Below are 26,524 nucleotides of genomic sequence, written 5' to 3' on the forward strand. Positions count from 1 at the left end.
GCCGAACCGAGGCTGGTCACAATCTCAAAAACGCGGGCCTAGCCGGAGGCTAGTTGAGTTAGAGTGTGCGCGAGGCGGTAGGAGTCTGTTCAGGAGCCCACGAGATTGTGGTAGCAGTAGTGCTTCAGTGGCTCGCGCACTGATACCCCGGACGGCTCTTAGGCCTGCGCAATGGATGACGGCGTCGAGCTTGGTGATTTCGAAGACTCGCTCAACGCCGTATTCGTCCAGCAGGTCGACGTTATCTGTGCAGTCTTGCCGCTGAGTACTGCAACCCGCCTCAGTGGCTCCTCGCTGGAGTTGGCCAGGTTGTCGATGACCACAACGTCGTGTCCTGCTTCCTGCGGGGAAAGAACAGTGTGAGAACCGATAAAACCGGCTCCCACACTGTAACCCGAATTCTCATAGGTCCGCTGTTTTGCATGCAGTTGCCCTTGCCGGCTGCTCCGGGAGCGGATTGCCGGGCAAGGGCAGCCCGGTGTTGTAGTGGCTTTAAAGAGCAGTTAACTTCAGCAAGAGGGCGTGTTCCGGGTTGAGGATTGGCATCGGAAGTCCTACCTCGGTTAGGAACTTTCCGCTGGCCTCTGCGCCGCTTCCTAACCACGCAGGTGGCTGGGTTTGTGTGAAGTTGTGGCTGTAGTCCGTGTCGGCGGGAGTCGGGAAGATCGCCTCTACCCGGTAGTTGAGGTCCGGGTCGAGTCCGGGAATGCCGATTTGTCCGGGTGCTTCGGCGGCGGAGGTGCCGGTGCTGACCAGGGCGAACAGGGCTGCCGGCCTGCCTTGCCTGGGGCCAATGGGATCCACTACGCCGTGCAGCAGGAGGGAAGTGTCGGCGACGTCGGCGTTAACGCGGCGGCCGCTGTGGATGAGGTCGCGGTGTTCTTTGTACAACCCCACTATCCGCCGGAGTTCCTCGTGGTCCTTGCCCTGGACGCCGCGGACGTCCCATTCCATGCCGAAGTGGCCGAACAGTGCGGTGATCGCGCGGAAGGACAGATCGTGGGTGCGGGCGGTGGTGTGTGATGTGGTGGGCCCGATGTGGCTGCCGACAAGTTCCGGCGGGACTACGGCGCCGGTCCAGCGCTGGATGGTCTGCCGTTCCAGGGCGTCGTTGCAGTCGGAGGCCCAAATGCGGTCGGTCCGTTCTAAGATTCCGAGGTCCACTCGGGCGCCGCCGGATGAGCAGCTTTCTATTTCGACGCCGGGGTGTGTCTTCTTGAGCTCGTCGAACAGGCGGTAGGCGGCGAGGGTTTGTTCGTGGACGGAGGAGCGGCCGACGTGGCCATGTTCCAGGAGGTCCCGGTTCTGGTCCCACTTGAGGTAGCTGATGTTGTTTTCACTCAGGAGGGTGTTGATGCGGTCGTAGATGTACTGCCAGGCTTCGGGGTTAACCAGGTCGATGATGTGCTGGTTGCGCCATTCGAGGGGCAGTCGGCCGCCGTCCTTGTGCGCGACAGCTGAAGGCCCCACGATCCAGTCCGGATGTGCACGGGCAATGTCGGAGTCCAGGTTCACCATTTCCGGTTCCACCCAAAGGCCGAAGTCCATGCCGCGGGACGTCACGGCATCGATGAGCGGGGTGAGGCCGTTAGGCCACAGGGTCTCGTCCACGTACCAGTCGCCCAGGCCGGCGTGGTCGTCGCGGCGGCCGCGGAACCAGCCGTCGTCGAGCACGAAGCGCTCCACACCGAGGTCGGCAGCGGACTCGGCCAGCTCGATCAGGGTGTCCAGGTTGTGGTCGAAGTACACGGCTTCCCAGGTGTTGAGCACCACGGGGCGGGGCTTTCCCGTGGAGTGGCCGGTGGACGCGGCGGGGAGTACGTGGTGTGGCCGTGAGCGGAACCAGCTGTAGAAGGCCTCGGTGATGCCGTCCAGGCCGCGGTTCGAGTATGCGGCGAAAAGCGTCGGCGTGGTGTAGCTGCTCCCGGGCGCGAGGATGACCTCGGCAGGACCGAGGAGCTCTGAGCCGCCGATCATGGTGCGGCCGTCGCCGATGGTGTCGGCAAACTGTTCGTGGTTGCCGCTCCATGCCAGGTGCGTGGCCCAGACTCTGCCGTGGCGGTTGCCAAACCCGGGGGTGCCGGCGGCGAACAGGAGCGAGGAGTCGTGGCCGGTGCGACCGTGCCTTCCTGTGCGGACCCAGGTGCCTTGCTGGATGGCGCGGCGCTGCGGGTGGTTTTCCCGGCACCAGCGGCCTGTCAGGTCCAGGAGTTCGATGGCCTCCGGTGCAACGGGAAGAACGGTGGCCAGTTCGTCAACCTGGAATGGGGAAGGTGCCTTCGTTGGTGACAGTGTGGCGCAGCTCCAGCAGGCCGCCCTCGTGCAATATAAGGGACGATGCGACGCTGATTCCAGTGTCGGTGTCGGCCTGCACGATGGTGGCGCTGGTTCCTTCTGCGGTGAGGGACGTGGCGCGGAGGCGGGATGAGAAGTCAAGCCCGGATCCGTCGTCGGTGATGCGGTGGCCGCGGAGTGCGGGGCGGCCGCGCCAGGAGGAGGAGGCCTGGGGGAGGAGGCCGGCGGGGACTCGGGCGTCGATGGCGGAGTGGGGGACCGGGGCGGTGAGGATGGCAAGGTCTGGCAGGGTAGGACCGAGATCGGCTCCCCAGTGGATGACCTCAGCCTCCCCGTTGTCGAAGCTGATCACCAGGCTGGTGCCCGCGGAACGGAGGTGCAGGGGGTCCATAGGGGATATCTCTTTCGTCGTCTTGCTGTGTCGGCCGTGGAGGCGCGCTTGTACATGCGGGGGAAGGGTGCAGGGTGCCACCGTCGCGAGGAAGAGAACGGCGGCACCCTGCCGTGGTGGCTGCGACCACATACGCAGCCACCGGCATTGGCGGTTCAGGGGTGTGGTTTGTTTCCTACTTGAAGAGGGCGTTGACCTGTTCGTTGGCTGCCGTGAGGGAGCTCGCGGGCGTCTTGCCGGAGACGACGGCGTCCATGGCGGGTTCCATGATGCCCTTGACCTTGGCGGTGTTGTCTGTGATGGGGTAGAGGAACGTGGTCTTGTTCTTCACGTGCTCGGTGAAGGCGGTGACGTCCACGCCCTTGGCCTGGAACGCTTCGGCGGCCTTGTCCGAGGATGCTTTGAGTGCGGGGAAGACCACCGCCTTGGAGGCCACCACGTCCTGGCAGTCTGCGGAGGCAAGGTACTCGACCCATTTGATGGAGGCGTCCTTCTTTTTGGTGCCGGCCCAGATGGAGTCGGCCAGCCCGTTGAACATGGAGGCGCGCTTGCCTTCGGGTCCGACCGGGGTGGGTGCGATGCCCACTTCGATGCCCTTGTAGCCGGTGTATTGGCCGATCATCCAGGAGCCGTGGGCGTTGATGGCGGATTTGCCGGCAGCAAAGGTGTCAGCCATGGCTGCGCCGACAGTTGTCTCGAGTTTGGGCATGTAGCCCTTGTCAGCCAGATCGGCGAACCAGTCCATCGAATTTTGGAATTTGGGGTCGTCGTAGTTGTAGTGGTTGCCCCACGGGTTCTTGTCGGTGTGGGACCAGCCGGTGGTGTTGGTGAGGTAGCTCCATTCGGTCTGGCCGGAGGAGTCGCCTCCGCCGTTCAGGCCCAGGCCGTAGACGGCAACGTTGTTCTTGTCGAAGCCAGGCTCGTCGCCGCGTTTACCGTTCTTGTCCACGGTCAGGTGGGCTATGACCTTTTCGTACGTGCCACCGTCTTCAGGGTTCCAGGTGAGGTTCTTCATCTGATCCTCGGTGATGCCGCCGCTGGCGAGCATGGCCTTGTTGTAGAACAGGCCAATGGTGTCCCAGTCCTTGGGCAGGCCGTAGCGCTTCCCGTCCTGCCCCACCCAGAGATCGGCGAGACCTTCGTTATAGGCCGACAGGTCGACGGTGTCCTTCTCGACGGCATCGTCGATGGCCAACAGCTGCCCGTTTTCAGCCAGTTCGCCGTAGCGGCCCAGGTGGTTGGTGAACACGTCTGGTGCGGTTCCGCCAACGAAGCCGTTGGTAAGGGTGCTCCAGTAGTCGTCCCAGCCGCGCTGGGTGATCTTGACTGTGATGTCCGGGTTGGCCTTGGTGAAATCGTCAGCGCACTGCTGGTAGGCGGGCAACTGGTTGGCGTCCCAGAGCCAGTAGCTGATTTCGCCCTTGGCGGACTCTTCGGAAGAGGATGAGCCGGTGCAGGCGGAGAGGGAGAGTGCCACAGCGGCAGCAACGGCGACGGCGCCGAGGGTTTTCTTCATGGTTCTGCTTTCGTGAGTGATGGGATGGTTGGGGTAGAGGGTCTATTTGATGCCGGAGAAGCCGATGGAGTTGACGATCTTCTTGCCGAAGGCTGCGAAGAGGATCAGCACGGGTAAGGCCGAGATGAGAGTTGCTGCCATGAGGCCGGACCAGTCCGGTGCGCCCTGCGGGGACTGGGACTTGAAGACTCCGAGGCCTACCTGGAGCACACGGACGTCGTCCTGGGACCCCACCAAGAGTGGCCAGAAGTATTCGTTCCACTGGCCAATAAAGGTGAGTAGGGCGAGCGTGGCGATGGGGGCTGCGGCGTTGGGCAGGACGATTTGGAAGAAGATGCGCATGTGCTTGGCGCCGTCGAGCATTGCCGCTTCCTCGACCTCGCGGGACATGTTCAGGAAGAACTGCCGCAGGAAGAAGATGGCGAACGGGGTCATAAAGAGATAGGGCAGAACCATTCCAAGCATCGTGTTGAGAAGGTCCAGGTTTTTGATCAGCAGGAAGTTGGGCAGCGCGGTGAAGATCGGCGGGACCAGCATGGTGCCCAGGAACAGGCTGAAGACGGCGTTGCGTCCCTTCCAGCGCAGCCGGGCGAAAGCATACGCGGCCATGGCGCTGAAGAAGACTGCGCCGGCGGTGGTGATTGAGGAAAAAATGACCGAGTTGCGCAGGTAGAGCCAAAAATTGATCTGCGCACCGGATCCGCCTTCGTCTACAGCTTCCGCCGCGCTTTGCAGCCCCAAGACCCGTTTGAAGGCGCCGAAGGTGAACTCCGCAGGAAGGAGGCTCGTTGCATTGGCGGCCAGGGCATTGTTGGTAGAGAATGCCGTGCGCAGGACCCAGAGGAAGGGCAGAACGGAGACGGCGATCGCCAGGATCAGGAGGGCCCAGGCCCCGGCGCGGCGGGGATTGAATGGACGACGACGGCGGGTGGCCGGCTTGGTGTGCGGGGTGCACACCTTGAACCAAAGCAACAGGAAAGCAACGTCAACCATCCGTACTTTCGGCAGCTATATGAAAGAAACGGTCTGGGCAGGCGGCGCAGGGCTACTGGCTACACCACTGGCGTCCTGAGCCAATGAACACGAAAAGGGTCCCATTGGCCCTTTTCGTGTTTAACCCGGAGGGAGTGGCAACTAAGCCTGCAGCTGCCCGCATGGTGTCTAGACAGCTGTACAGTCAGGGAGCGCTTCAGGCGCGGGTTCACGTCTGAGCCGTGGGGAGGAAAATTGCTCGAACTCTGAACTCGTCACCATAAGTTCCGTACCGACTCTCTTGACACCTACTGAGTAGTTGAGGTCAAACGTGTGACGGATGTGGTTAGGGTACAAATCGGTGATTTCAGGAGTGTTGTCGTAGGTCAGTATCCAAGGGTTCCGCAGCTGGCTGATGGTCGAGGCTAGCCGCTGATGATCAGCAGGGACGTAGAAGTTGGTATAGAGACCCGAACCCTTCAAGTAGTACGGAGGATCGATGAAGAAGACGACGCGTTCTCTACTATCGATTTCCGACAGAAACGCTTCGGCATCCTGGCAATGAAGTTCAATATCGTTGCGATAGCGACCGATTCGAACGATTTTGCTTGCCAAGTCTTCAACGTTGAATCTGCAGTCAAGCTTGTAAGCCCCGGCCTGGTTGAGGCCACCAATAACACCACCCTTTACCACTCCTGAGCGATTCGTTCGGTTCATGAAAAAGGTTGCGAAGCCCAGTTCGAAGGATGGAGTTTTCTGGGTGCGGTGAACCTCACGTTGCCATAACCACTCGTCCATGGTGATGGGAGTGGATTTCATCTTGTCGATGAAACGGTCTGGTTCCTTGAGTACCGAGTTCCAGAACGAGTAGATTCCTGGGTCGAGATCATTTAGCGCGATTCTTCGTGCTAAGCCCTCGAAGAGTAACCGGAGTGCTAGGCCTGCTCCCCCCGCAAACGGCTCAGCATAGGTGCGCTTATTGAGGCCGTTCTCCCGAAGGAGCTGAGCGGTCAGCTCATACAAAGCGGCTTTACCGCCCGGATATCGAAGCGGTGATGGCGTAACAGGCATAGTGGGACTCCTACTTTCTCTAGCGAGGTTAACAGCCAGAGAAAATTTTGGCCAGGATTAGACGTCGTTGCCTTCAAGGGGAACTTCGCAGTTGGTGGCAAGCACGAACATAATTGGGGCGATTTCGTCCCAGGCGGCCGTGAGCTGCTCCCATTGGGGAAAAGCGCTGCCATGGGCAACTGCGCCCAAGTAGGCTGCGCTGAAGAGGTACGCCGAATCCGTTACGCGGTTGTGAAGGATGCTTAGAGAACTCTTCTCTTTAGTCGTGAGGTCAATCTGGTCCAGCTTGGCCTTAGCACTGATGTCAGCTAGTACCTCTTGAACCTGGACATGGAGTTTGTCGCGCGGGACCACCTTGCGTGAAAGCCGGTTTTCCAAATATGCGATCGCGATCGACTCAATGAAGATACGGACTCCAACGGCAGCCAATGCAGGGGTTCTCTTAGTTACTACATGAAGTTCGCCAAGGATTCGGCGGAGCCCGTTGTCGCGCAGGCTAGGGTGGAACTCCGCCGGATCTACTAGCTTTGTTCTCCGGTTAGGTGCGGCACGGTTAGTCGAACCTCCATCTGTTGGATCTGCTGATTCGTCTTCGGACTGACCGGTGCCCCCGCTCTGGTCACTATTGTCCGATTCATCTCCGGCGCCGTCCTGGCTCTGCCCTCCTGACGTGCCGGCGTCGTCCTCAATGTCCTCATCCTCGTCGTCCTCAACGTCCGTCATCGGCACCAGGTACTTCTTGGCATATGCCTCGCGGTCGTCGGCTGTAGTGCGCGAGTGGGCGCCGTGAGTGCCGTTGATGATGTCAACGAGAAGAGTCCGAAGACGACGATCAAAAAGTGAGCGTGTACCTGTGAAAGCAAACTCTGCCTCGCTAGCACCTGTGGTGATAAAGAGGCCATGCTTTCTGACATAGGGGTTCGACATGAACCGCGTGACGGTGGTCAAGATGCCTTCAGGACGGGAACTGATAAGTTTGTTGTCAACGGCATAATCGATCAAAGCCAGGGCCAAGGTATTGCCAGTATCGCCAAAGTGTCTGGCTTGCTGTACAGGATTCCAACCGCGAGTGCCAAGACCGGCGTTCTCCCCCATGTGCTTCCGCTCAAGCCAAATATCAGCTTCCTCACGGGATTCGAACACCTGAATGTCGAGTTCAACGATCGTCGGATCGAAGCGCTTGGAAAGACGCTCGAAGTATTTTCGATCTTCCGGTGTGGGAGCGAGAGCTGGGTCATGCAAGAGCATCATGGCGCACAGGCGGCGGTTGCCTTCGACAATCACCAGTTCGTTCTGAGCATCCCTGACGGCGCCGAATCGTTCTAAGGGACTCAACCCATGGTCCGTTATATCGCGCGCCAGGCGTTTGATATTTTCGCGCTTTACGAACTGCTCGATGACTACGGGGCGCGTGAGTCCACGGTCATGCCTTGGGTTTTCGGGGTCCAAATCCAGATCTCGAAGATCATCCCAATCCAAAGTCAACTTCTCCGCCAAGCGGGCCTCCCCCATCGTGCTGCTAACTACGCAAGTGTTAGCGAAGGCTATCGGAGTAGCTGCCTACCTCAAAATTCCCCCGCGTGGATTGTATATATGTCTTAAGTCGGGGGGTCCTCAAATGGTCAGATGTAGAAACCTAAGAGTATTTTGGCGGTTACCCACATGTGGATTAGCTATTCACAAGGTTCTGAGAACGCAGGAACTTCCATGGGCGAGCAGTACACGCACAGGCCTCCACAGGAGGCTCTGACCCCGTTGAGTGACGAGAAACTCGAACCCGGCTCCAGGAGGTGCACCGGGCGTTCCCCGGCCTGCCGGTGGCGGCTTGGGTCCGTTCTGGGGACACCATCGAATGTGTTGAAGGTGAATTACGCGCAAGGACGGCGAAAGTTGTGGAGGTGACTTGGCGCCAGGTTGGACACACGCACCGGGAATGGGTTCGTAGGGAGGCTCTTGCTCACCTCAGACTCAGCTGACAATGGGCCTCCACTTCACGGCCGCCAGCAATCGGAATCATTCCCTAAGGCATGTCGCGAGGTTGAGCCAGGACAGGCGAAAGGCCGGATGGGCTTCTGGGTACCGCCCTCCGGACTTGCCAGCAGATTACTTGGGCATTGATCGGCGGAATGGGGGAGATCAGTCCGTCTGCCGCGAACCCGCTGACCCCATTCAAGCCTTTGCGTAGATCAGGCGCACGAGTAGCTGATACTCATATTTCAACCCATCCAACTAGCCCGCTACTTGGCCCTCGTGGCGCTCTCAGGAAACGATGGGCTTTCTGCCTGCTTCTATGCCTGGGCTGGTGCCCAGGGCGCCGCCGCGGTGTGGTGGGCAGAGCTGCTGGACCACTTCCCTGGGCTGCGCGGAATGGCTTGGTGAGGTGGGCGCTGACTCCCGCGGAGATACTGCCGAGTGCTCTGGATTTGGTCAGTCACTGTCAGCGGCCGAACCGGTAACGGCGTGGCTGACAATTTATCTCTGGTGCTGTCAGTAGATTGTGAGCGTGGCTTCTGCAGCGGCGTATTCGCTGGCTATGGCGTCTGTGAATGGCGACGACACGTAAGTGATCGTCGATGAGTCAGATGCGCTCCATGTCGCCTCATCGTGGCTTCGGTTCCTCACGGATACGGGTAGGTCGCCTCACACCGTGAGGAACTATGGAAGCCGGGTCGCGAAATACCTGACCTGGACGGCAAAGACCTCAGACTGGCGCTCCATTGGCGGCTCCCACCTAGCTATGTGGCGAAACGTTGTTGCCTCGGAAGTCATCTGGGGTGCGCACGGTGTCGGGCGTCGTCGCGCCGGCCGGACAGTGGAGCTGTGGATGATTCCACTGCGTTCGTTCTATTGGTGGGCCGATTCGATGGACCTGCTTCGGACTGATGTCGTAGCCCACATGACTGAAGTGAAGTACTTCCCGCCGGGGACCGCAGGGGGAGGCGAACACGGGGCCCACCGCCTTGTCCTGACGGATGCGCTCAGGCCACACCAAGCGCGGGGGCAGGCGACTCGGGAATTGGAATGGATCGATGACCCAGGTGCCCGGCGGAGTCTGGAGACCCTGGAACTGCACGCCCGCGATCGGTTTCTGATCGATCTGCTCTATTACACAGGCATCCGTGTTGGAGAAGCGCTCTCGCTCTTCTGCGGCGATATGCACTTCGGAGGTGGATCCCCTGAGTTGGGGTGCAGGACTGTGGATCCTCACTTCCACGTCGTCATGGGGAATGACACCGAGAACGGGGCGCGCTCTAAGGGCGCTGAGCGCACGCTCCATGTGTCCACTTTGGCGGTGGAGCGGTACATCGATTACGTGCTGGAACGCTCAGCCATTCTGGGGCTGGACGATCATTCGAAGCATGTCTTCGTGAATTTGTATGACAAGGAAAACGACTACCTCGGGCGGGCCATGACGTACTCCAATGCCTACGACCTCGTAAAACGGGTGGGGGACAAAATCGGAGTCCCCCTCACGCGTCCCCATATGCTCCGGCACACTTTCGCCACCCGGCTCGTGCGCGGCATTGACTGTGACCGTCAGGACCTGGATGTCGTCCAGTATGTGCTCGGACACCGAAGGATTGAATCCACTCGGGTCTACACCCACGGGCTGGAACCTGCGGCCAAGGCCGCCTTGGCCTCACTGGCCCCGCGTGCCATCGACTTGAGGCCTACGGAATGAGCGTCGCAGCACTCCCGGCCAAGACACACTCGGACGGCCCAGAGGTCACCTGGAGCTCTTTCCTGCGCGGGCGTACCGTCAAGGGCTGGAGACCAACTGAGTTCGACGACGAATCGCTCGTTTTCCTGCCGGCCATCAACACGAAAGAGACAAGGCTCACCGCTTGCCGGAAGGCTGGTTGCACCATCCTGTTGGCGGAGCCCGGACTGTGTCCTGGGTGCAGGAGTGCCCGGAAAGCAAGTGCGGGATTGGCCTTCGAGGATTGGTTGGCCCAGCCCAAGCCGGCTAGGGTTCCGTTGGCTTCGGGATGCATGGTCGAGGGGTGCAGCCGGGTGCATTTTGCGATCGGGCTGTGCGACTTCCACCGTCTGGCCTTCCGGCGTGCACAGACGTCGGGGTTGAAGGTATCGACGCCGGCGGAGTGGCTCCTGGTCGCTGAGCCCGTCCTTCTGAACAGGGAGAAACGCTGTTTGGCCGGATGCGGGCACGACGCTACGTCGGTACAGGGATTGTGCTCAAGACACACACGGCTTTATCTGAACTGGGCCCGTAGGCAGCCGGAGGGTGCTGGGTCATTTATTGAGGACTGGGTGGCGAGGGAACACGAGCCGGAGGTCATCATTGATGGCGTCCTGACAAGCTACGGGAGTCGCGTCGCGGTGCCGTTTGCCTTGCTGCCGGAGCCGGTTCGCTCGGAGCTCTTATTTGCGGTCCAGGGTAGGGACCTCGCCGGGACCGTCCGGTTCGATCCGCTGCTGCTGCGGATGGTGTATTTGGATTTGCGACGCCGCGGAGTCACGAGCGCTGTCGGGCTGACGTTGTTGGGGCAACCGAAAGGTCATTCGCAGATGAGGGTCTTCCGTGAGGACCTTCAGCGACGGATTGACCAAGCACATCGCGACTGGTCCGGGCTGGACCCGCGCGATGACGGAGTGCTGTATTTGGCTGACCTGCCTATGAGGGAATCCCAGCGGAGCTTCGGGCATAAAGCGAAGATCGATTTGCGGGGTATCAGCCAAGACTGGCTGGCCCAGTCCGTGGCCGCCTGGATGAGGCACGGCGGCCCTCACAACGTTTCCACTCTCTACTCGGCGCAGCACGCCTGGACTCTGATTGATCAGATTCTTAGTCTCCGCGGCACCCCGCGTGCTGCCCTCGGAGCGATGGACATGGATGCGGTGATTAAAGGGGTGAGGGAGAAATGGCCGCAGCAGCACCCGCAAGCCAAGGTCATCCGAATGATCAGCCAGGTCATCTCCTTCGCCCGTCGTGAGGCCTCGTTATCCCTGCACTGGAGGGACGTCCCCGCCCAGTTCGCGATCGAGCAGGCCCGTCACGCCGCCGTGGGGAAACCCTCTCGATCCGCGGCAAACGTGAACGAACCCTTCCGCTACACGCCGGCCCCAGTCATCGACTGGGTCATGGACCATATCCAGCTGATCGACCGCGGCAATGCCTATAGCACCGCCGAAGCCCGGGTCCTGATCTATCTTCAGGAACGGTGCGGGCGCCGCACCAGCGAAACCGTGCGCCTGAAAGAGGACTGCATCTCCTATGATCACAGCGGATCCCCGTACCTGAACTGGACACAGGCCAAACCGCCTCGGGAGCAGGGACCACGACTGCCCATTCACCAGGAAACCCACGACATGATCCGGGAATGGCAGCAGATCAAAGCCGACCACGGTGTGGTTTCCCAATGGCTGTTCCCGACCTTCACCGGCAGGCGGGACCACCACCGGGCTGATACCTTCCTCAACCAGCGCCTCCGTGAATTCCTGAAGCTCCTCTCCAACCAAGCACCTTTCACTTCCCCGGTCGAGGGCGCTGAAGGAAACCTTGTTTACTTCGACCTCACAACCATTGACCCGTATTCCTTCAGGCACTCCTTCGCCCAACGACTCGCGGACGCCGTTGACGAGAACGGGATCTCAACGACGCCACCGGATGTCCTGCGGGAACTTATGGGGCACAAGAGCCACGGCACGACGATGGCCTACTACGAGGTCACAGCAAAGCGCCGCAAGAAAGCGATGGCCTCGTTGCCGCCGCGGAGGTTAGATATCAACGGCGCGGTCGTCCCCTTCGACCGGGAACGTGAGGGCTTCGGGAAGATCGCCCTCACCGTAGGAACATGCACCGAGCCCCAGAACGTGGCAGCCAACGGCCACTTCTGCAGCGTTGATTACGCCTGCGAGGCGTGCCCGTTTTTCCTTGTTGACCCCTTGGAGCGTGATGCCATGGAAGCCAAACGGCAGCACCTGAAGGTCAAATACGAACGCGCCCGCGCCATCCAGGCCCGCCAGCACGTACTGGACTATCTGCTCAAACGGATCGACGATTGCTCATCCCTCATAGGGGCAATCGACTCCTACATCGCATCTCTACAACCCGGCGAACGCCGGAGAATCGGAGAGGGCCCTGGCAGCTATGGCCGATATCCGCGCGAGTGCATCCCTGCCACGGAGGATCGACCTGCGCGGGATCCTCACGGAAGGTCTCTCCGGTGCCAGGCAGTAGCGGGCAGGCGCTCAGGGAGCAGCGGCAGGCGGTGTCTGGGCAAAAGAAGGAGGCCGTTGGCCAGGCGCTCCTGGCTCTGGCCGGACGAGGAGCAACGATCACCATCTCCTCAGTGGCCAGGGAAGCAGCAGTATCCCGGGAATTCATCCATCACCACCCCGAGCTGCACGCCGCCGTCAAAGAGGCGGCCCACAAAGCCAGGAAGGCATGGAACCACGACCAGGCCACGGATGCAGCCGCCGCCACCCGGGCGCAGCAGCAAACCGCTTGACCTTCGTCGCGGAAATTCAACGCCTGCGGGGACGGGCAAAAGAACAACAGAAAACCATCGATGAACTACGCACCCAACGACGCCACTGGCTCGGCGCGCAGTTCCCCGACTCCGGCCATGTTGACCCCGCAGCCCACACAGAGCTGCGTTCGGCCAACGAACGGCTCACCACCGAAAAAGCCGGACTCATCACCTCCATCAATGAGCTTCGAAGGAGCATCACAGCCCTTGAACATGACCTCTTGGCTGCCCGCGAAGCATTAGCTCAAGAGCTTGCGGAACCTACTGGGGCGACACTGACACTGACGGCACCGGACCAGATCGATTGACGCCCGAAAAGCCTCAAGCAGGATCGAGGTCCCTGTGAACGTCTTTTGCCAGGTGTTACGCTCAGGGGAAAATGGCCAGTATTGAAGGACTTGGGGATCATGAACGCTTTTCGTGTGATTGGGTTGAAATCGGCGATTCTTGCTGCGGTGTTATTAGGTACGGCAGTGGCCGGCGGTGCCCCGGCCTCCGCAGAGTCGGGGGATTCCGAGCCCACGATGGATGGTATGCCTTACGTAGGTTCGGAACTGACCATCGGGCAGGCCAGCGCGAGCATAGGCTACTGCGCTCCGGAAGGTACGAGTCCTCAGTTCATTATGGAGTGGCTGAGCAACGGAGTTCCCCTCCCGGCAGAGCGCCAAGGAGAATTCCTGAAACTCCTTCCAGAAGACCGCGGTAACCGCATCTCGTTCAACGTTCACGGCATGTGCGAAGGGGCAAAGGTCTACCACAGCGCCGAGACCGCCCCCATTGCTGCGTCCACCCGCGCGTCGGGCTGGACCGGCCGCGGAAACTTCGAGTTGCTGGCCCGAACTGACGACGGCGACCTGGTCCTCTACCCAAGGACGTATGAGTCCCGCTGGGATTTCTATGACATGGACCGCAACGCACGCCATTACAGCAGCTCATGGGATGAGCCCAGGGTGGTTGGAACGGGTTGGAACATCTTCGACATAGTCTTTTCCCCCGGTGATTTTGACGGAGACGGGAACAACGACGTCCTGGCCCGGGACACCCGCGGAAACCTTCACCTCTACCCCGGCGACGGCCAAGGGGGCTGGCTTACACCCTCCCAAGTCGGCGCGGGCTGGAACATCTTTGATTCCATCGTCGGAGCTGGAGATTTCGATGGTGACGGGAACAACGACGTCCTGGCCCGAGACCCCCGCGGAAACCTTCACCTCTACCCCGGCGACGGCCAAGGAGGCTGGCTCACCCCCTCACAAGTCGGCTCAGGCTGGCAGATCTTCGACAAGATCATCGCCCCCGGAGACACGAATGCCGACGGTGGTGTGGACATCTTCGCCCGTGACCACAACGGTGTCCTATACCAGTACCCGGCCGACGGACTCGGCCACTGGAAATCCCCTTCAATGGTTGGCCCTGGATGGGATGTCATGAGCGAGATCAGCGGAGCTGGCTTATTTAGCCCGGGCCGGGGCAACTACGACGCCACGCGCGGAGCAAGGAATGATGTCATCGCAGTTGATCAGAAAGGCGATCTCCAGCGTTACGGCGCTGGGGTCTGGGGCGACCCCGACTCGGGGCTTACAGAAAAAGGCCCGATCGGCACAGGCTGGAACATCTTCAAACAGCTGATTTGATCGAATCGACACACTGAAAAATGCATACGCGATCAGGGACCCTTCTCCGGTGAGAAGGGTCCCTGACCTATATCAAGAACATCGAATCTCTTGTTCAGTCTCAAGCAGGCCAGGGGCATCTGATCGGGTTGGCGCAGGTACAGACTGACAGTTACTGACACATGAACAGGGCTCGACGATTCGACCCTGCAGTCGATAACGTCTCCAGGGCTAGATAACGGGCGGTACCTGGAGCTCCAGGGCGGCGGATAGATCGGGGAGCACTCTCGTTAACTCTTTGCCCTGCCGGGACCAAAGGGTTGCCCCGTCCAAATTCACGAGGCAAATCGTCCGGCATGTTAACTGCACTTTGAGTTGGTTTGCTGGTCATTATCAAGGTGGAGGATTACGGCATGGAGCAGATTGGTCGGGTCGTGGCATCGGAGCAAGGTCTTCCGTATCGCGTGATGTTCCCGAATTCCGAGCATTCGGCGGCATCGTCGTTCCTGAGAGACCTGGCTGCCTCTGATTGTTCACCAGCGACGCTGCGCAGCTACGCCTATGACCTACTGCGCTGGTTCAGATTCCTTCACGGAAGATTCACGCCTTGGGAGAAAGCCGAACGGCTCGATATCAGAGCCTTGGTGGAGCACATGCAAGCAGCGCCAACGGCGAACTCTCTTCGCCGGGGACTGGACAGCCACCCAGCGCCTAATTCGGTCACACAGCAGCGAAGCCCCGGAACAGCGTTTTCAGCAAACTCGATCAACCATCAGCTCACCGTGCTTTCAAGTTTTTACGACTTCGCCATGGAGGTGAACTTGGGGCCTTTGATGAATCCGGTGCCCCGGCAAAGGGGTGTTGGCCCTCGCCCAAGTGCGCACCATAATCCCATGGAGCCCTTCCGGCTCTCTCGACGGGGAACGTACCGGCAGCGGGTCACCCGTCCGGCGTGGAGGGGAATCCCGGACGATGCCGTCGGGACCATTTTTGCCGGATTGAAGCATCATCGGGATCGTGCGTTGTTATCCTTCTGGCTCAGCAGCGGGGTTCGGGCTGAAGAACTCCTCGGCCTCCGGCACGGGGACTATGACTTCGGTGAGCACACCTTTGTGGTGACCAGTAAAGGAACCCGGAACCGCGACATGGTCCCCGCCAGCGCGGATGCTTTCGTCTGGCTGGCCCTGTACATGAGGGAAGGTCAGCCGGCTGCTCCTGGCGACCTCGTCTGGTGGGCCTTCGCCCCGAAGAATCGGCGGCCCTTGACCTACGGGGCGGCTCGACGTGTGTTCTCCCGGGCGCAGGAAGCTCTGGGCTCGAATTGGACCCTGCACGATCTCCGGCACACCGCGGCAGAACGGATGATCGCTGACCCGGCGTTCACGCTGGTTGATGTCCAAACAGTGCTGCGTCATGCCAGCGTCACCACCACAACTGTCTACACACAGCCGCGGATGGAAGACGTGCTCCAGAAAGTTCTGGAACATTACGCCAAGCCGCGGCAGCCGGCCCCGACCATTGAGCCGGAATATGACGGCGACGCAGTCCGCGAGCTGCTGGGGCTGGCCGAATGACGGAGACGGCAACTGCCCCCAAGTCACCGTCAGGTATCGCAGCCGCCGCAACCTACCGCAGAGGTAGGGAACTTCGTCTTCCGCCGGACAGTGCCCTGACGACTCTTAACAGGGCCTGGCCCAGGCAGGCGTTCGACGGCGGCACGCCCGCCCCGGAAGGCCAGGACAAACAGATTCTGCGCCTTCAAAGCCTCGGAGTAGACGAGGCCATCGAATGGGCGCGGGAATCGACTCTGAAGTACGGCCTGTCGCCCAAGAGCTCCCGACGGAGGATCGCTGCGGTCAGACACGTTCTCCGTTGGCTGCACACATTTCCCCGCACTACCTGGGAGGAACGCTGGCTGGCCTCCGGCATGGACGAAGCCCCACGGGAAGGACTCAAAGACCTCAGCGGTCGGCTATCTTTAGGCCATGCGTATCTCAGCTCTGGGGTAAGTGCCCTGGTCCGGGCTCGGCTCGTGCGTCCCTCCTATGAATGGATGTTCTCGTCCAAAAACTGGAATCAAAGCCGTGGCTCCTTATCCTTCCTCGAGGTAGCCGAACCCTTGGAAACGGCGCGCCTACGTGCTTTGCCCGAGTACCAACGCGGGCACGAACTAACCCGACGGAATGCTGAGAATGCCATCGCGAGGATTCTCGTCCGGATGGGCAAGCGAATCGCCCAACTGACCGGCGATGACGTGCTGGCGTATTCGCACATCGCGCGATCCAGCCGCCATGCCAAGGAACACCTCGCCTGGGAACTGCTCGTGGCTTTGGGACCGCTGTCCGGAGAACCGCCAACCCTCCGCGCCGCATGGCATGCCAGCGTCGCCTCCCGCCGCCATACCGTCAAAACCCTGGTGGATCGGTATCGCATCCCTGAATCGGGAGTTCGGAGGCTGCTCATCGACTACCTCGAAGAGCTCAAACCCAGCATGGACTACGGCTCCCTCGAGGGGATCGCCTACCGGCTGGTCCGCCTGTTCTGGGCCGAAGTCATCGACATCAACCCCGAACAACAGGATTTGCGCCTGTCTGCAGAGGTCGCCGCCCAGTGGCGTGAACGGGTCCACCGCACCCTTGAGGGTCGGCCACGCGGGGACACCGCTTCAACTTATTTCGCTGTCAGGGCACTCTACCAGGACATCGCCGAGTGGTCCCATGACCAGCCGGAACGCTGGGCGATCTGGGTCGCACCCACGCCGTTTCCCCGTACCGAATCACGGAGCGTCTCCAAACAGCGCAACCATGTCCAGGCGCGTATGCAGCAACGCACCCGCTCCCTGACCCCGCTCATGCCCGCCTTCATTCGCTCCGCCGCCGCTCTCCGCGAACGCGGCGCAAGGCTATTGACTGCCACGACAGCCGCCGCCCACGGTGAAACTTACACGGTCGATGGCGTCACCTACCGCCGGCACGACCCACCCGACACCAAACTCTCCAACACGAGAGCCCGCATCTGGGCTCACGTTGTGGCAGCTGAGGCTGGATCCATCCCACCCGCTGCGGTTGGAAAGAGAGCTGACATCACGGCCGTCGAAGCCGACGGCTTCTGGGGATGGGCCGTGGCCTCGACCTTTAAGGAAACCGGAATCCGGCTGGAGGAACTTCAAGAGCTGACGCAGCTCTCTTTGCGGCACTATGTGGCGCCCACTACCAACACGGTCGTTCCCTTGCTGCACATCGTGCCCTCGAAAACCGACCAAGAACGCCTCGTGCCCATGTCACCTGAGCTCGTCAAAGTGCTGGTCGACGTGCAGCGGCGCGCCCGCGGAACAGGCCAAACAGTCCCGCTGTCGGTCCGCTACGACACGAACGAAAAGACCTTCAGCGACCCATTGCCTCACCTGTTTGCGCGGCTGGTCGGACCCACCCAAAATGTTCTTTCCCACACGTACATCAGTCGTGTATTGAACGCCATAGCAACCCACGCAGCCCTCGAAGATGCCGGAATGCCTGTCACGTTCACCCCGCACGATTTCCGCCGGCTCTTCGCCACCGAACTAGTCGGAACCGGACTTCCGCTGCACATCGTCTCTACCCTCCTGGGCCACCTGAGCCTGGAAACGACCCGGGGGTACACGGCAGTTTTCCCGGAACACGTCATTCAAGCACACCGCGCGTTCATAGAACGGCGACGCCAAACACGGCCCGACGATGAGCACCGGCCCGCATCGGCAGAAGAATGGAGAGAGTTCGAAGAGCATTTCCTGCTCCGCAGGATTGCCCTCGGTACGTGTCATCGCCCATATGCCACTCCCTGTGTTCACGAACATGCATGCGTCAAGTGCCGGTTCCTGCAAGTAGATCCAGCACAGACCGGGCGACTCGACACCATGACAGAAAATGCCGAGCAACGCCTGATTGAGGCACGTGAACATCAATGGCTGGGGGAAGTCAGTTCCCTGGAAGAAAGTCTCGTTCATCTCCGACGCCGACGCCAAGAAGCAGCCCGGAATCCGTCAGAACGAGTGGAATGTCCTTAGACCACCGTCCCTGGGAATGTGGACCAGAGAGAGAGCGGGCTCTTTCCGGCAGGTGTTCGACATGGCCGCCTCGGCGGCTGACCCGTCACCCGCCCGATGGTGCGCTGTTCAGTCGGCGCTGTGTTCCTCCTGATGAGGATTGTCAGTAGCGTGCTGGCCGCGGGTTTGGGGACCGTTGCGGGCACTGCTGCGATCTGTGCCGGACATGCCCGGTTCGGTCATCTCCTCAGATTCCAGCACGTCCTCGTCCGGGAAACGCCCCTCGGCAGCGAGTGCAGTGCGGCGGGCCGGGTGCACCCTTCGGAGGGGCCGTGGACTCACGAGTCCAACAGTCCCTTCAGGACCTCTGCTTCATCCCACGGCACCAGCAATTGGAGGTCTTTGAGTTCGCCGGAGTGGCTGATCGTCAGGTGCAGTAGCAATCCCGTCGCACTCCCCGATGCACTTTCTGCGCTGGCGGCAAGCACGCGCCAAGGTACGTCCCCTGACATCAGTACGTTCGCCACGACCGGACCAGATGGCTGGGTCAGATGCTGGAGAATCCAGAATTCGCCACCTTCCAACGCTTCTTTGTGCACGCTGCAGATGGGAACCGCTTCTTCCTCCGGGCCTTCAACGAAGAAGATCTCATCCGCTGTTGTCATGCAGCGCATTACCGAGCAATCTGCCATGGTAAATCTCCATTTCCTTGACGCATTCATGAGGGTTGGTGTCGGCGCGAAACTGCTGCTGTCGCGATTTCGCACCATCACTGATATCTACCATAACGTCAGGGTAGACTTGGAGATGAGCGGTTCTGGTCCTGCCCGTTCCCCAGATCACTGCCAGGGACATAAGTTCACGTGGCTCCAGTCAGTACCACCCGGGCGTTCTGGCGACATCGCTCCGGTTTTCGCGGCAGGCGCTTGTCCCTAGCAGCGCAGCCTGACCCAGGCAGCAGGACCCGGCATCGGCGTCATCACGGGCGCTGCCTTAGGCGCGCCGCATGGACTATGACCGCATTTTGAAAGACCTGCGCGGATCCGCCGCGCATCACAAAGAAAGAAGGAACACCATGTCTGAAAGCCAGACCATTCGCAGGACCGTGACCGTCGAAAACACCGCACATCTGGATGAGGTCACGGTAAATTTTGAAGTAGAGGTCAACTGCCCGTGTGCTTCGGGGCAGGGCGGATCCTACGTCACCACCGAACCGCCCCGCCGTTGAGCACCGCGCCTCGTCGAGTGCGGGCAGCAGCACCACCGTCGTCCAGCTAAAGGAAGCAGCACAACATGAACCATGCCCACATCGAACACACGACGCCACCAAAATTGGCGCCCGGCGCCCTGCGCGTCGTGGCCCTGGGAGGCATCGGGGAGATCGGCAGGAACATGACCGTCTTCGAATACGACGGCAAGCTGCTCATCATCGATTGCGGGGTGCTGTTCCCGGAGGGCCATCAACCAGGGGTGAACCTCATCCTCCCTGATTTTTCGGCCATCCGGGACCGTCTTCACGACGTGGTCGCCGTGGTGCTCACACACGGGCACGAGGACCACATCGGTGGCGTGCCGTACCTGCTCCGGGAACGGCCTGATATTCCCGTGGTCGGTTCCAAACTGACCGTGGCCTTCATTGAAGCCAAGCTCAAGGAACACCGGATCACTCCGAAGACCATTCAAGTTGCCGAAGGGCAAACTCTCACCTTTGGCCCGTTTGATCTGGAGTTCCTCGCGGTGAACCACTCGATCCCCGATGGGCTCGCGATCGCGGTCCGGACCGGGGCAGGGCTGGTCCTGCACACCGGGGACTTCAAAATGGACCAGTTCCCGTTGGACCGGCGCATCACCGACCTGGCCGGGTTCGCCCGGCTCGGAACCGAAGGCGTGGACCTGTTCCTGGTCGATTCGACCAACGCCGACGTCCCTGGGTTCACCACCTCGGAGAAAGACCTGGCCCCGGCCATTGACACAGTATTCCGGACCGCGCCGCGCCGGATTATCGTCTCCAGCTTCGCCAGCCACGTCCACCGCATCCAACAGGTCATCGACGCCGCGCACCGCCACAAACGCAAAGTCGCCTTCGTGGGCCGGTCCATGGTCCGCAACATGACCATCGCCCAGAACCTCGGCTACCTCACCATCCCACGCAACACCCTGGTGGACTTCCGCCGCCTGCAGAAAAGCGATGACCCCAAAGTCGTCCTGATCTGCACCGGCTCCCAGGGCGAACCCTTGGCCGCCCTGTCCCGGATGGCCAACAAGGACCACGCGATCAGCATCGCCGAAGGCGACACCGTCCTGCTGGCCAGCTCCCTGATCCCGGGCAACGAAAACGCCATCTACGGGGTTATTAACGCCCTCACCCAGCTCGGGGCGAACGTCGTGCATAAGGGCAACGCGAAAGTGCACGTCTCAGGCCACGCCAGCGCCGGAGAACTTGCGTACTGCTACAACCTGGTCAAACCACGCAACGTCATGCCCGTGCACGGTGAATGGCGCCATCTGGTCGCCAACGCCGCCGTAGCCGAAAGCACCGGAATAGACCCCGCCCGCATCGTCCTGGCCGAAGACGGCGTCACCGTGGACCTGCACAAGGGCAAGGCAACGATTTCCGGGAGGGTCACCGCAGGGCTGGTCTTCGTTGATGGTGACAACGTCGGCGGCACCACCGAAGACACCCTGCGTGAGCGCCGGCAACTGGCCGAGGAAGGATCCGTGACGGTCTTGGCCATCCTCGACGCGGCCTCAAACGAATTGGCCGAGCCGGCGGAGTTCTTCACCCGTGGTTTCGCCTGCACCGAGGCGGACCTGGACAAGGCCGCCGCTGCTGTGGCCAAGGCGATCGGGCAGGCAGCGCAGTCCCGCAGCGGCCGCGGAGCGTCCACGGACCCGGAGGAAGTGATCGAGAAGGCGACCGCTGACTGGATGCGCCGGTACTACAACCGGGCACCGGTAGTGACGGCGATCGTCGTGGACGCCTGAACAGGCCTGGCAGCATGATGCAACGGCCCGGATCCGCCCCGTCGGGGCAGGTCCGGGGCGTTCAGTTCGCGCTCACCCGGCCATTGCGCCGAAGAATTCCGCCGGAGCCGCCCGGCGCCGGGCAGAGCAGCGCGAAAACGGCGACTGCCACCGGAATGATGGCGGCGAGAATGCTGGGCACCGTGTAGCCTCCGCTGGTGTCCTTGCCAAGTGAAAACAGGATCGGGCCCAGCGCGGTGGAGCCGACGTTGATCGCTGAGATGACACCGCGTATCCCGCCGATGCTGGCGGTCCCGAAGTAGTGGGCAAGGGCGATTGGCTCCACCGCGCGCACCGCTCCGCCGGCCCCGCCCAGCAACAGGCCATAGATGATCCCGCTGACCGTGCCGCTCACGACCGGCAGGAACAACAGGGCCGCGGCGAGGAGCACCATGGAACCGGCTAGTGCAATGCGCGGGTCCAGGCGGTGTGCGACCGCTCCCAGGATGATGGTTGCGAGGATACCCGTTACGGTTTGGGGGATGAAGTTCGCCGCCGCCTGGGTACTCGATAACCCTTGGGCGGTCAGGATGGAGACCTGATGGAACGCCAGGGCGGTGGAGAGCATTCCCGTCGCGGCAAGGGCCGCGGCAATGGCCCAAAAGATTGGCGTCCGCGCAGCCTGCTTCCCGCTCCATAGCTGCTCCACGGGCTGGGAGTGCTTAACCGGCTCATGACCGGGTGCCACAGCAGCCGGGCCAAAGTCCCTACGCGCGAGAGGGACGGGTTGTGTAACGGGTGGTCGGTGCCGTGGGAGCAGGAGGACCATGGGGAGGATGATGAGCAGAACCGCTGCCGCTTCCAGCCGCCACGCCAACTGCACGCTGCCGGCGCTGATTACCCGCTCGATCAGGACCGGGGTGAGGGAGATGCCGGCGGACCCGACGGCTGCGGTGATGCCCACGGCGAGGCCCCTGCGGCGGGTCACCGCCTTGACGACCGCTGTTGTCGCGGCCAGGGTGAGCGCTCCCTGGCCCGCCATGCGGAGGAACACGAACCCAGCGCTCAGGCCCACGATTTCGGTTACGAAGCTCATGGCCAGCAACGTCCCGGAAAAGACCAGGGCAGCGGCTGTGATCACCAGGCGGGCACCCCACCGGTCTAGGGCCCTGCCGATAAAGGGAAGAGCCAGCGCCCCGGCAAGGGTGCCGATCAGGTAACTGAAGGAGATGTCCGTCCGGCTCACCCCCAGTTGCCGGATCAATGGATCGGTGAAAGGTGAAAGGCCGGCCGTCTGGCCCGGGGCGCTGGCTGCCGTGATGAGGGCAGCAGCTGTAACGGTCCCGGCCCAGGACGTCCGCCCCATTCCGGTGCCTGCGCCGCGGGGCTGCTTACCCGTCACTGCCCGCCACCCGTGACGGGGCGGCGGGCAGTGATGGGTGCGGTGAGGGTTGCGGGGTCAGTGGGCGCCGCTGAGCATCCCGCCGAGGCGTTCGCGGATGGCGGCGCTGGCGGAGTTGAGCCCTTCAACTTCGACCTCTTTTCCGTAGTGGCGGTACTTGGCGGCGATGGAATCAAGCGCCGCGATGGTGGAAGCATCCCACAAGTGGGAATCGTAGAGATCGATGACGATCCGGTCGGGGTCCTCGGCGTATTCGAACTGCATGTACAGGTCGTTGGAGGAGGCGAAGAACAGCTCGCCGCTGACCTTGTATTTGGCGAAGGTTTCCCCGAAGTGCTCCTCGATGGTGCGCTCTACGCTCATGAAGTGCGCCACCCGGCGGGCGAACGCCACCATGGCTACGATGACACCGAAGATCACGCCGACGGCGAGGTTGTGGGTGGCGACCGTGAGAATGACGGTCGCGACCATGACGGTGGTTTCACTCTTGGGCATCCGCTTGAGGGTACTGATGCGGATGCTGTGCCAGTCGAAGGTGGCGATCGAGACGAAGATCATCACCGCGACCAGGGCGGCCATCGGGATCAGGGCCACGATGTCGCCCAGGGCTACGACCAGGATCAGGACGAAGACGCCGGCGAGGAACGTTGAGATCCTGGTCCGGGCGCCGGAGGCTTTGACGTTGATCATGGTCTGGCCCACCATGGTACAGCCGCCCATGCCGCCGAAGAAGCCTGAGATGACGTTCGCGACGCCCTGTCCCCAGGACTCACGGGTCTTGAATGAGTGCGTGTCGGTCACGTCATCGACCAGTTTGGCGGTCATCAGTGATTCCATCAGTCCCACCACGGCCATGCCGGCCGCGAACGGGGCGATGATCTGGAAGGTCTCAAAGTTCAGCGGAACATTCGGGAAGAACAGGGACGGGAGGCTGTCAGGCAGCTCACCCTTGCCGCCCACGGTGGGAACGTTGATGGCGAACAGAATGGCGACGGCGGTCAGGACCACGATGGCGACCAGGGGCGCCGGGACCACTTTGGTGATCCGGGGCAGCAGGAAAATGATGACAAGTCCGACGGCGACCAGCGGGTAGACCATCCATGGCACCCCGATCAGCTCCGGGAGCTGGGAGGTGAAGATCAGGATGGCCAGGGCGTTGACGAATCCGACCATGACCGAGCGCGGGATGAAGCGCATCAGTTTCGCAACCCCCAGCAGGCCCAGGATGATCTGGAAGATGCCGGCGAGGATGACGGCGGCGATGAAGTAGTCGATGCCGTGGGACTTCACCAGGGGTGCGATGACAAGCGCCGTGGCGGCGGTGGCCGCGGAAATCATCGCCGGGCGCCCGCCCAGGAACGCGATGGACACCGCCATCGTAAACGAGGCGAACAATCCCACCCGCGGGTCGACGCCGGCGATCAGGGAGAATGCGATGGCCTCCGGAATCAGGGCCAGGGCGACGACAAGCCCGGCGAGGACCTCGGTGCGGAGCAGACGGGGGGACCGAAGCGTTCGCCAGACGGACTGGCGTTGCTCCGGTGTCAGGGTTGGCGCGTGGGCGGCAACAGTCATGCGGGCTCCATTCATGGGGTTATGGGGCAGGCGAATGCCCCGACGGTGCAAGTGGTGGGTGGGCGCCGCGTCGCGCCCGGTAAGAGTAGGGAGACCCTTAGGCCTGACTCCAACTGTACTCTAACGTAATGGTAGACTTCCAATCAGTAGCCGTAACCAGCCGGGAGGAAGACTGTGCACATTGGGGAACTGGCCCACCGTACCGCCCTGTCACTGCGGACCATCAGGCACTACGATCGAGTGGGTCTTCTCCATCCAAGCGCCCGGACCGAGGGTGGTTTCCGGGTGTACTCCGAGGAGGATTACGAGCGCTTGCTCCTGATCCGGCAGGTCAAGGTCCCTGGGCTTCGGCCTGGATGAAATCGCGGAAATGCTTGGGATCCTGACATCCGGCACCCATTTGGGTGTGGAGGCCGTCAAGGCTGACCTTGAATCGATGCTGCGTGAGGCCCTGTCCAGAAGGGACGCTCTGGCCTCGGACCTGGGGCGGGCGGATGAGTTCATTGCCGTGATCACCGACAGGATGGCCAGCTGACCATACCCTGAGGTTGCCAGCCCGGCCTTTTGGTATCAGGAGCCGATCGTGGTGAGTTCCAGGCCGGGGTTATCCCTGCGGAAGTGCTCCAGTTTCCAGCGGTCGGTAAAAAGTACCAGGTTCTCACCGTCGGAGCGGTGCATGATTTCGCCTCCGAGGAAGGTTTCGGGTGGGCGGGTGCTTGCGGCGCCCAGCCTCATGGCCAGGGTATAAGGCAAGGGCTCAAAGGTTGCCGGAGCGTGGAACTCCTTGGCCATGCGCTCTTGGGCCACTTCGAACTGCAAAGCGCCCACGGCTGCCAGAACGGGTGCCTGGTCCCCGCGCCGGTCCGAGCGCAGAACCTGGACGACCCCTTCGTGTTCGAGCCCGGTAATGCCGCGCCGGAACTGTTTGTACCGGCCCGGATCCACGGCCCGGGCCACGGAAAAGAGTTCCGGAGCAAAGTGCGGTATTTCCGGGAATCGGACCTCGCCCTCCGCGGAGAGGCTGTCGCCAACGCGCAGGCTGGCGGCGTTGACGAGTCCCACGATGTCCCCGGGCCAGGCCAGGTCGAGGACTTCCCGGCTGCGGCCAATGACGCGGTGGGCGTACTTTGTAGCGAATGGCCTGCCCAGGCGGGCGTTGGTCAAAATCATGCCGCGCTCGAACACCCCTGAACAGACCCGCAGAAAAGCGATGTGATCGCGGTGCGCAGCGTCCTGTCCGGATTGGACTTTGAAAACGAATCCGGAGAAGCCGGCGTCCACCGGCTGGTGCCCGCCGTCGGTTGTGCGCCGTGCCGAGGGGCCCGGGCCAAGATCGGCGAGCACATCGAGCAGCTGCCGAACCCCGAAGTTCTTGGCCGCAGCGGTGAACAAAACCGGGGTCTGCTTCGCCCCATGAAAAGCTGCCCGGTCAAATCCTCCGTTGGTGGCCTGCACAAGGTCAGCCTCCTCCAGTGCCGCCGCCCACTGCAGGCCCGGACCGTCAGGCAGCTCGGAAAGGGCGGTGGTCCGCTCCCTGCAGGGCAATGCCCCGCCCCGGACCGCTTCGAGACTCACCGCCTCGTGGCGGCGCAGGTCAAGAAGCCCATGGAAGTCACCTGCCTTCCCGGTGGGCCAGGTCAACGGCACGGCAGCCATTCCGGTCTGTTCCTCTATGCCGTCGATCAGATCCAGGGCTTCAAGCCCGGGCCGGTCCCACTTATTAATCACCGTAATGATCGGAAGACCACGGCGCCGGCACACGGCCAGGAGCTTGAGAGTTTGGGGCTCAAAACCCTTGGCGGCATCAATCAGCATCACCGCGAAGTCCACAGCGGCAAGAACCCGATAGCTATCCTCCGAAAAGTCTGCGTGACCCGGAGTATCAACGACATTCAGAACGGCGCCGCGGTGGCTCAGTTGAAGCGCGGCGGAGCTAACCGAGATACCCCGCTCCTGCTCCATGCCCATCCAGTCCGACACCGTCCCATGCCGACTGGACTTACCATGCGTGACGCCGGCATCTTTGATCACACTGGAATAGAGCGCCAGGGACTCAGTCAGAGTCGACTTCCCGGCATCGGGATGGGAGATGACCGCGAACGTCCGCCGCCGGTCCGCCTCATCAAGGACTGCCGGGCCGTTCACGGTGGCGATGGTTAGCGTCCTGGTCATTTCGGCCTTTCCTTGCTCTTTGGGGGGCGGTACGTCAACAC

The 26,524-nt window shown here is 61.6% G+C and carries 19 protein-coding genes and 4 pseudogenes; 12 read left to right on the forward strand and 11 right to left on the reverse strand.

Annotated features, from left to right (window positions below; genetic code table 11):
* Positions 1-92 precede the first annotated feature (92 nt).
* The 6 genes and pseudogenes from J7I86_RS22815 to J7I86_RS11655 all read right to left on the reverse strand — a co-directional run.
* Positions 93-386: pseudogene (locus J7I86_RS22815) on the reverse strand (NAD-dependent epimerase/dehydratase family protein); the annotation flags it as partial.
* A gap of 106 nt (positions 387-492) precedes the next feature.
* A pseudogene (locus J7I86_RS11635) lies at positions 493-2,686 on the reverse strand (alpha-galactosidase).
* 175 nt (positions 2,687-2,861) lie between these two features.
* Positions 2,862-4,202, reverse strand: coding sequence for a sugar ABC transporter substrate-binding protein (locus tag J7I86_RS11640; RefSeq protein WP_214819990.1), 1,341 nt, complete (start codon positions 4,200-4,202; stop codon positions 2,862-2,864).
* 42 nt (positions 4,203-4,244) lie between these two features.
* Positions 4,245-5,195 carry a carbohydrate ABC transporter permease gene (locus J7I86_RS11645; RefSeq protein ID WP_214819992.1) on the reverse strand — a complete coding sequence of 317 codons (951 nt, stop codon included), beginning with the start codon at positions 5,193-5,195 and terminating at the stop codon, positions 4,245-4,247.
* 168 nt (positions 5,196-5,363) lie between these two features.
* The gene (locus J7I86_RS11650) at positions 5,364-6,245 is read right to left on the reverse strand and encodes a DNA adenine methylase (protein ID WP_214819994.1); all 882 of its coding nucleotides are present in this window, start codon (positions 6,243-6,245) and stop codon (positions 5,364-5,366) included.
* Positions 6,246-6,302: 57 nt separating this feature from the next.
* On the reverse strand, positions 6,303-7,742 hold the full coding sequence (locus J7I86_RS11655; protein ID WP_214819996.1) for a hypothetical protein: 1,440 nt from the start codon (positions 7,740-7,742) through the stop codon (positions 6,303-6,305).
* Positions 7,743-8,808: 1,066 nt separating this feature from the next.
* Here J7I86_RS11655 and J7I86_RS11660 point away from each other — a divergent pair.
* The 8 genes and pseudogenes from J7I86_RS11660 to J7I86_RS11685 all read left to right on the forward strand — a co-directional run bounded on the left by J7I86_RS11660 (position 8,809) and on the right by J7I86_RS11685 (position 18,391).
* A complete protein-coding gene (locus J7I86_RS11660; protein ID WP_214819998.1) occupies positions 8,809-9,927 on the forward strand; it encodes a tyrosine-type recombinase/integrase in 1,119 nt (372 codons plus the stop codon).
* A gap of 1,421 nt (positions 9,928-11,348) precedes the next feature.
* A pseudogene (locus J7I86_RS23275) lies at positions 11,349-11,933 on the forward strand (tyrosine-type recombinase/integrase); the annotation flags it as partial.
* Between the two features lie 545 nt (positions 11,934-12,478).
* Complete coding sequence (locus J7I86_RS23280; RefSeq protein ID WP_396019871.1) at positions 12,479-12,718, forward strand: DUF6262 family protein; 240 nt, start codon at positions 12,479-12,481, stop codon at positions 12,716-12,718.
* Entirely contained in the window at positions 12,715-13,047 is a 333-nt protein-coding gene (locus J7I86_RS11670; protein WP_214820001.1) for a hypothetical protein, read from the forward strand. Before J7I86_RS23280 ends, J7I86_RS11670 begins: the two co-directional genes overlap by 4 nt.
* Before the next feature lie 99 nt (positions 13,048-13,146).
* Entirely contained in the window at positions 13,147-14,370 is a 1,224-nt protein-coding gene (locus J7I86_RS11675; RefSeq protein ID WP_214820003.1) for a VCBS repeat-containing protein, read from the forward strand.
* A 446-nt stretch (positions 14,371-14,816) separates the two neighbouring features.
* A pseudogene (locus J7I86_RS23285) lies at positions 14,817-15,032 on the forward strand (site-specific integrase); the annotation flags it as partial.
* Between the two features lie 210 nt (positions 15,033-15,242).
* Positions 15,243-15,923 (forward strand): site-specific integrase, encoded by a 681-nt coding sequence (locus tag J7I86_RS22830; protein WP_286179696.1) that lies wholly within the window; start codon positions 15,243-15,245, stop codon positions 15,921-15,923.
* Positions 15,920-18,391 carry a tyrosine-type recombinase/integrase gene (locus J7I86_RS11685; protein WP_214820007.1) on the forward strand — a complete coding sequence of 824 codons (2,472 nt, stop codon included), beginning with the start codon at positions 15,920-15,922 and terminating at the stop codon, positions 18,389-18,391. Before J7I86_RS22830 ends, J7I86_RS11685 begins: the two co-directional genes overlap by 4 nt.
* Positions 18,392-18,499: 108 nt before the next feature.
* Here J7I86_RS11685 and J7I86_RS11690 read toward each other — a convergent pair whose 3' ends face one another.
* Positions 18,500-18,712, reverse strand: coding sequence for a hypothetical protein (locus J7I86_RS11690; protein ID WP_214820009.1), 213 nt, complete (start codon positions 18,710-18,712; stop codon positions 18,500-18,502).
* Positions 18,709-19,062 (reverse strand): hypothetical protein, encoded by a 354-nt coding sequence (locus tag J7I86_RS11695; RefSeq protein WP_214820011.1) that lies wholly within the window; start codon positions 19,060-19,062, stop codon positions 18,709-18,711. Before J7I86_RS11695 ends, J7I86_RS11690 begins: the two co-directional genes overlap by 4 nt.
* 383 nt (positions 19,063-19,445) lie before the next feature.
* On the opposite strand from J7I86_RS11695, the gene J7I86_RS11700 reads away from it, so the two are divergent.
* Both J7I86_RS11700 and J7I86_RS11705 read left to right on the forward strand, forming a co-directional pair.
* Positions 19,446-19,598, forward strand: coding sequence for a hypothetical protein (locus tag J7I86_RS11700; RefSeq protein ID WP_214820013.1), 153 nt, complete (start codon positions 19,446-19,448; stop codon positions 19,596-19,598).
* A gap of 65 nt (positions 19,599-19,663) precedes the next feature.
* The gene (locus J7I86_RS11705) at positions 19,664-21,355 is read left to right on the forward strand and encodes a ribonuclease J (protein WP_214820015.1); all 1,692 of its coding nucleotides are present in this window, start codon (positions 19,664-19,666) and stop codon (positions 21,353-21,355) included.
* A 61-nt stretch (positions 21,356-21,416) separates the two neighbouring features.
* Here J7I86_RS11705 and J7I86_RS11710 read toward each other — a convergent pair whose 3' ends face one another.
* Together J7I86_RS11710 and J7I86_RS11715 are read right to left on the reverse strand one after the other, a co-directional pair.
* Entirely contained in the window at positions 21,417-22,736 is a 1,320-nt protein-coding gene (locus J7I86_RS11710) for an MFS transporter (protein ID WP_309476711.1), read from the reverse strand.
* Positions 22,737-22,793: 57 nt separating this feature from the next.
* A complete protein-coding gene (locus tag J7I86_RS11715) occupies positions 22,794-24,311 on the reverse strand; it encodes a SulP family inorganic anion transporter (RefSeq protein ID WP_214820017.1) in 1,518 nt (505 codons plus the stop codon).
* 174 nt (positions 24,312-24,485) lie between these two features.
* On the opposite strand from J7I86_RS11715, the gene J7I86_RS23105 reads away from it, so the two are divergent.
* A complete protein-coding gene (locus J7I86_RS23105) occupies positions 24,486-24,671 on the forward strand; it encodes a MerR family transcriptional regulator (protein WP_309476712.1) in 186 nt (61 codons plus the stop codon).
* A gap of 10 nt (positions 24,672-24,681) precedes the next feature.
* Positions 24,682-24,846: a hypothetical protein gene (locus J7I86_RS23110; protein WP_309476713.1), complete on the forward strand. Its 165-nt coding sequence runs from the start codon at positions 24,682-24,684 to the stop codon at positions 24,844-24,846.
* Positions 24,847-24,881: 35 nt separating this feature from the next.
* Here J7I86_RS23110 and J7I86_RS11725 read toward each other — a convergent pair whose 3' ends face one another.
* On the reverse strand, positions 24,882-26,483 hold the full coding sequence (locus tag J7I86_RS11725) for a peptide chain release factor 3 (protein WP_214820019.1): 1,602 nt from the start codon (positions 26,481-26,483) through the stop codon (positions 24,882-24,884).
* Positions 26,484-26,524: the final 41 nt, after the last annotated feature.

Source organism: Arthrobacter sp. ISL-95 (genome assembly GCF_018613695.1).
Taxonomy (GTDB): Bacteria; Actinomycetota; Actinomycetes; order Actinomycetales; family Micrococcaceae; genus Arthrobacter.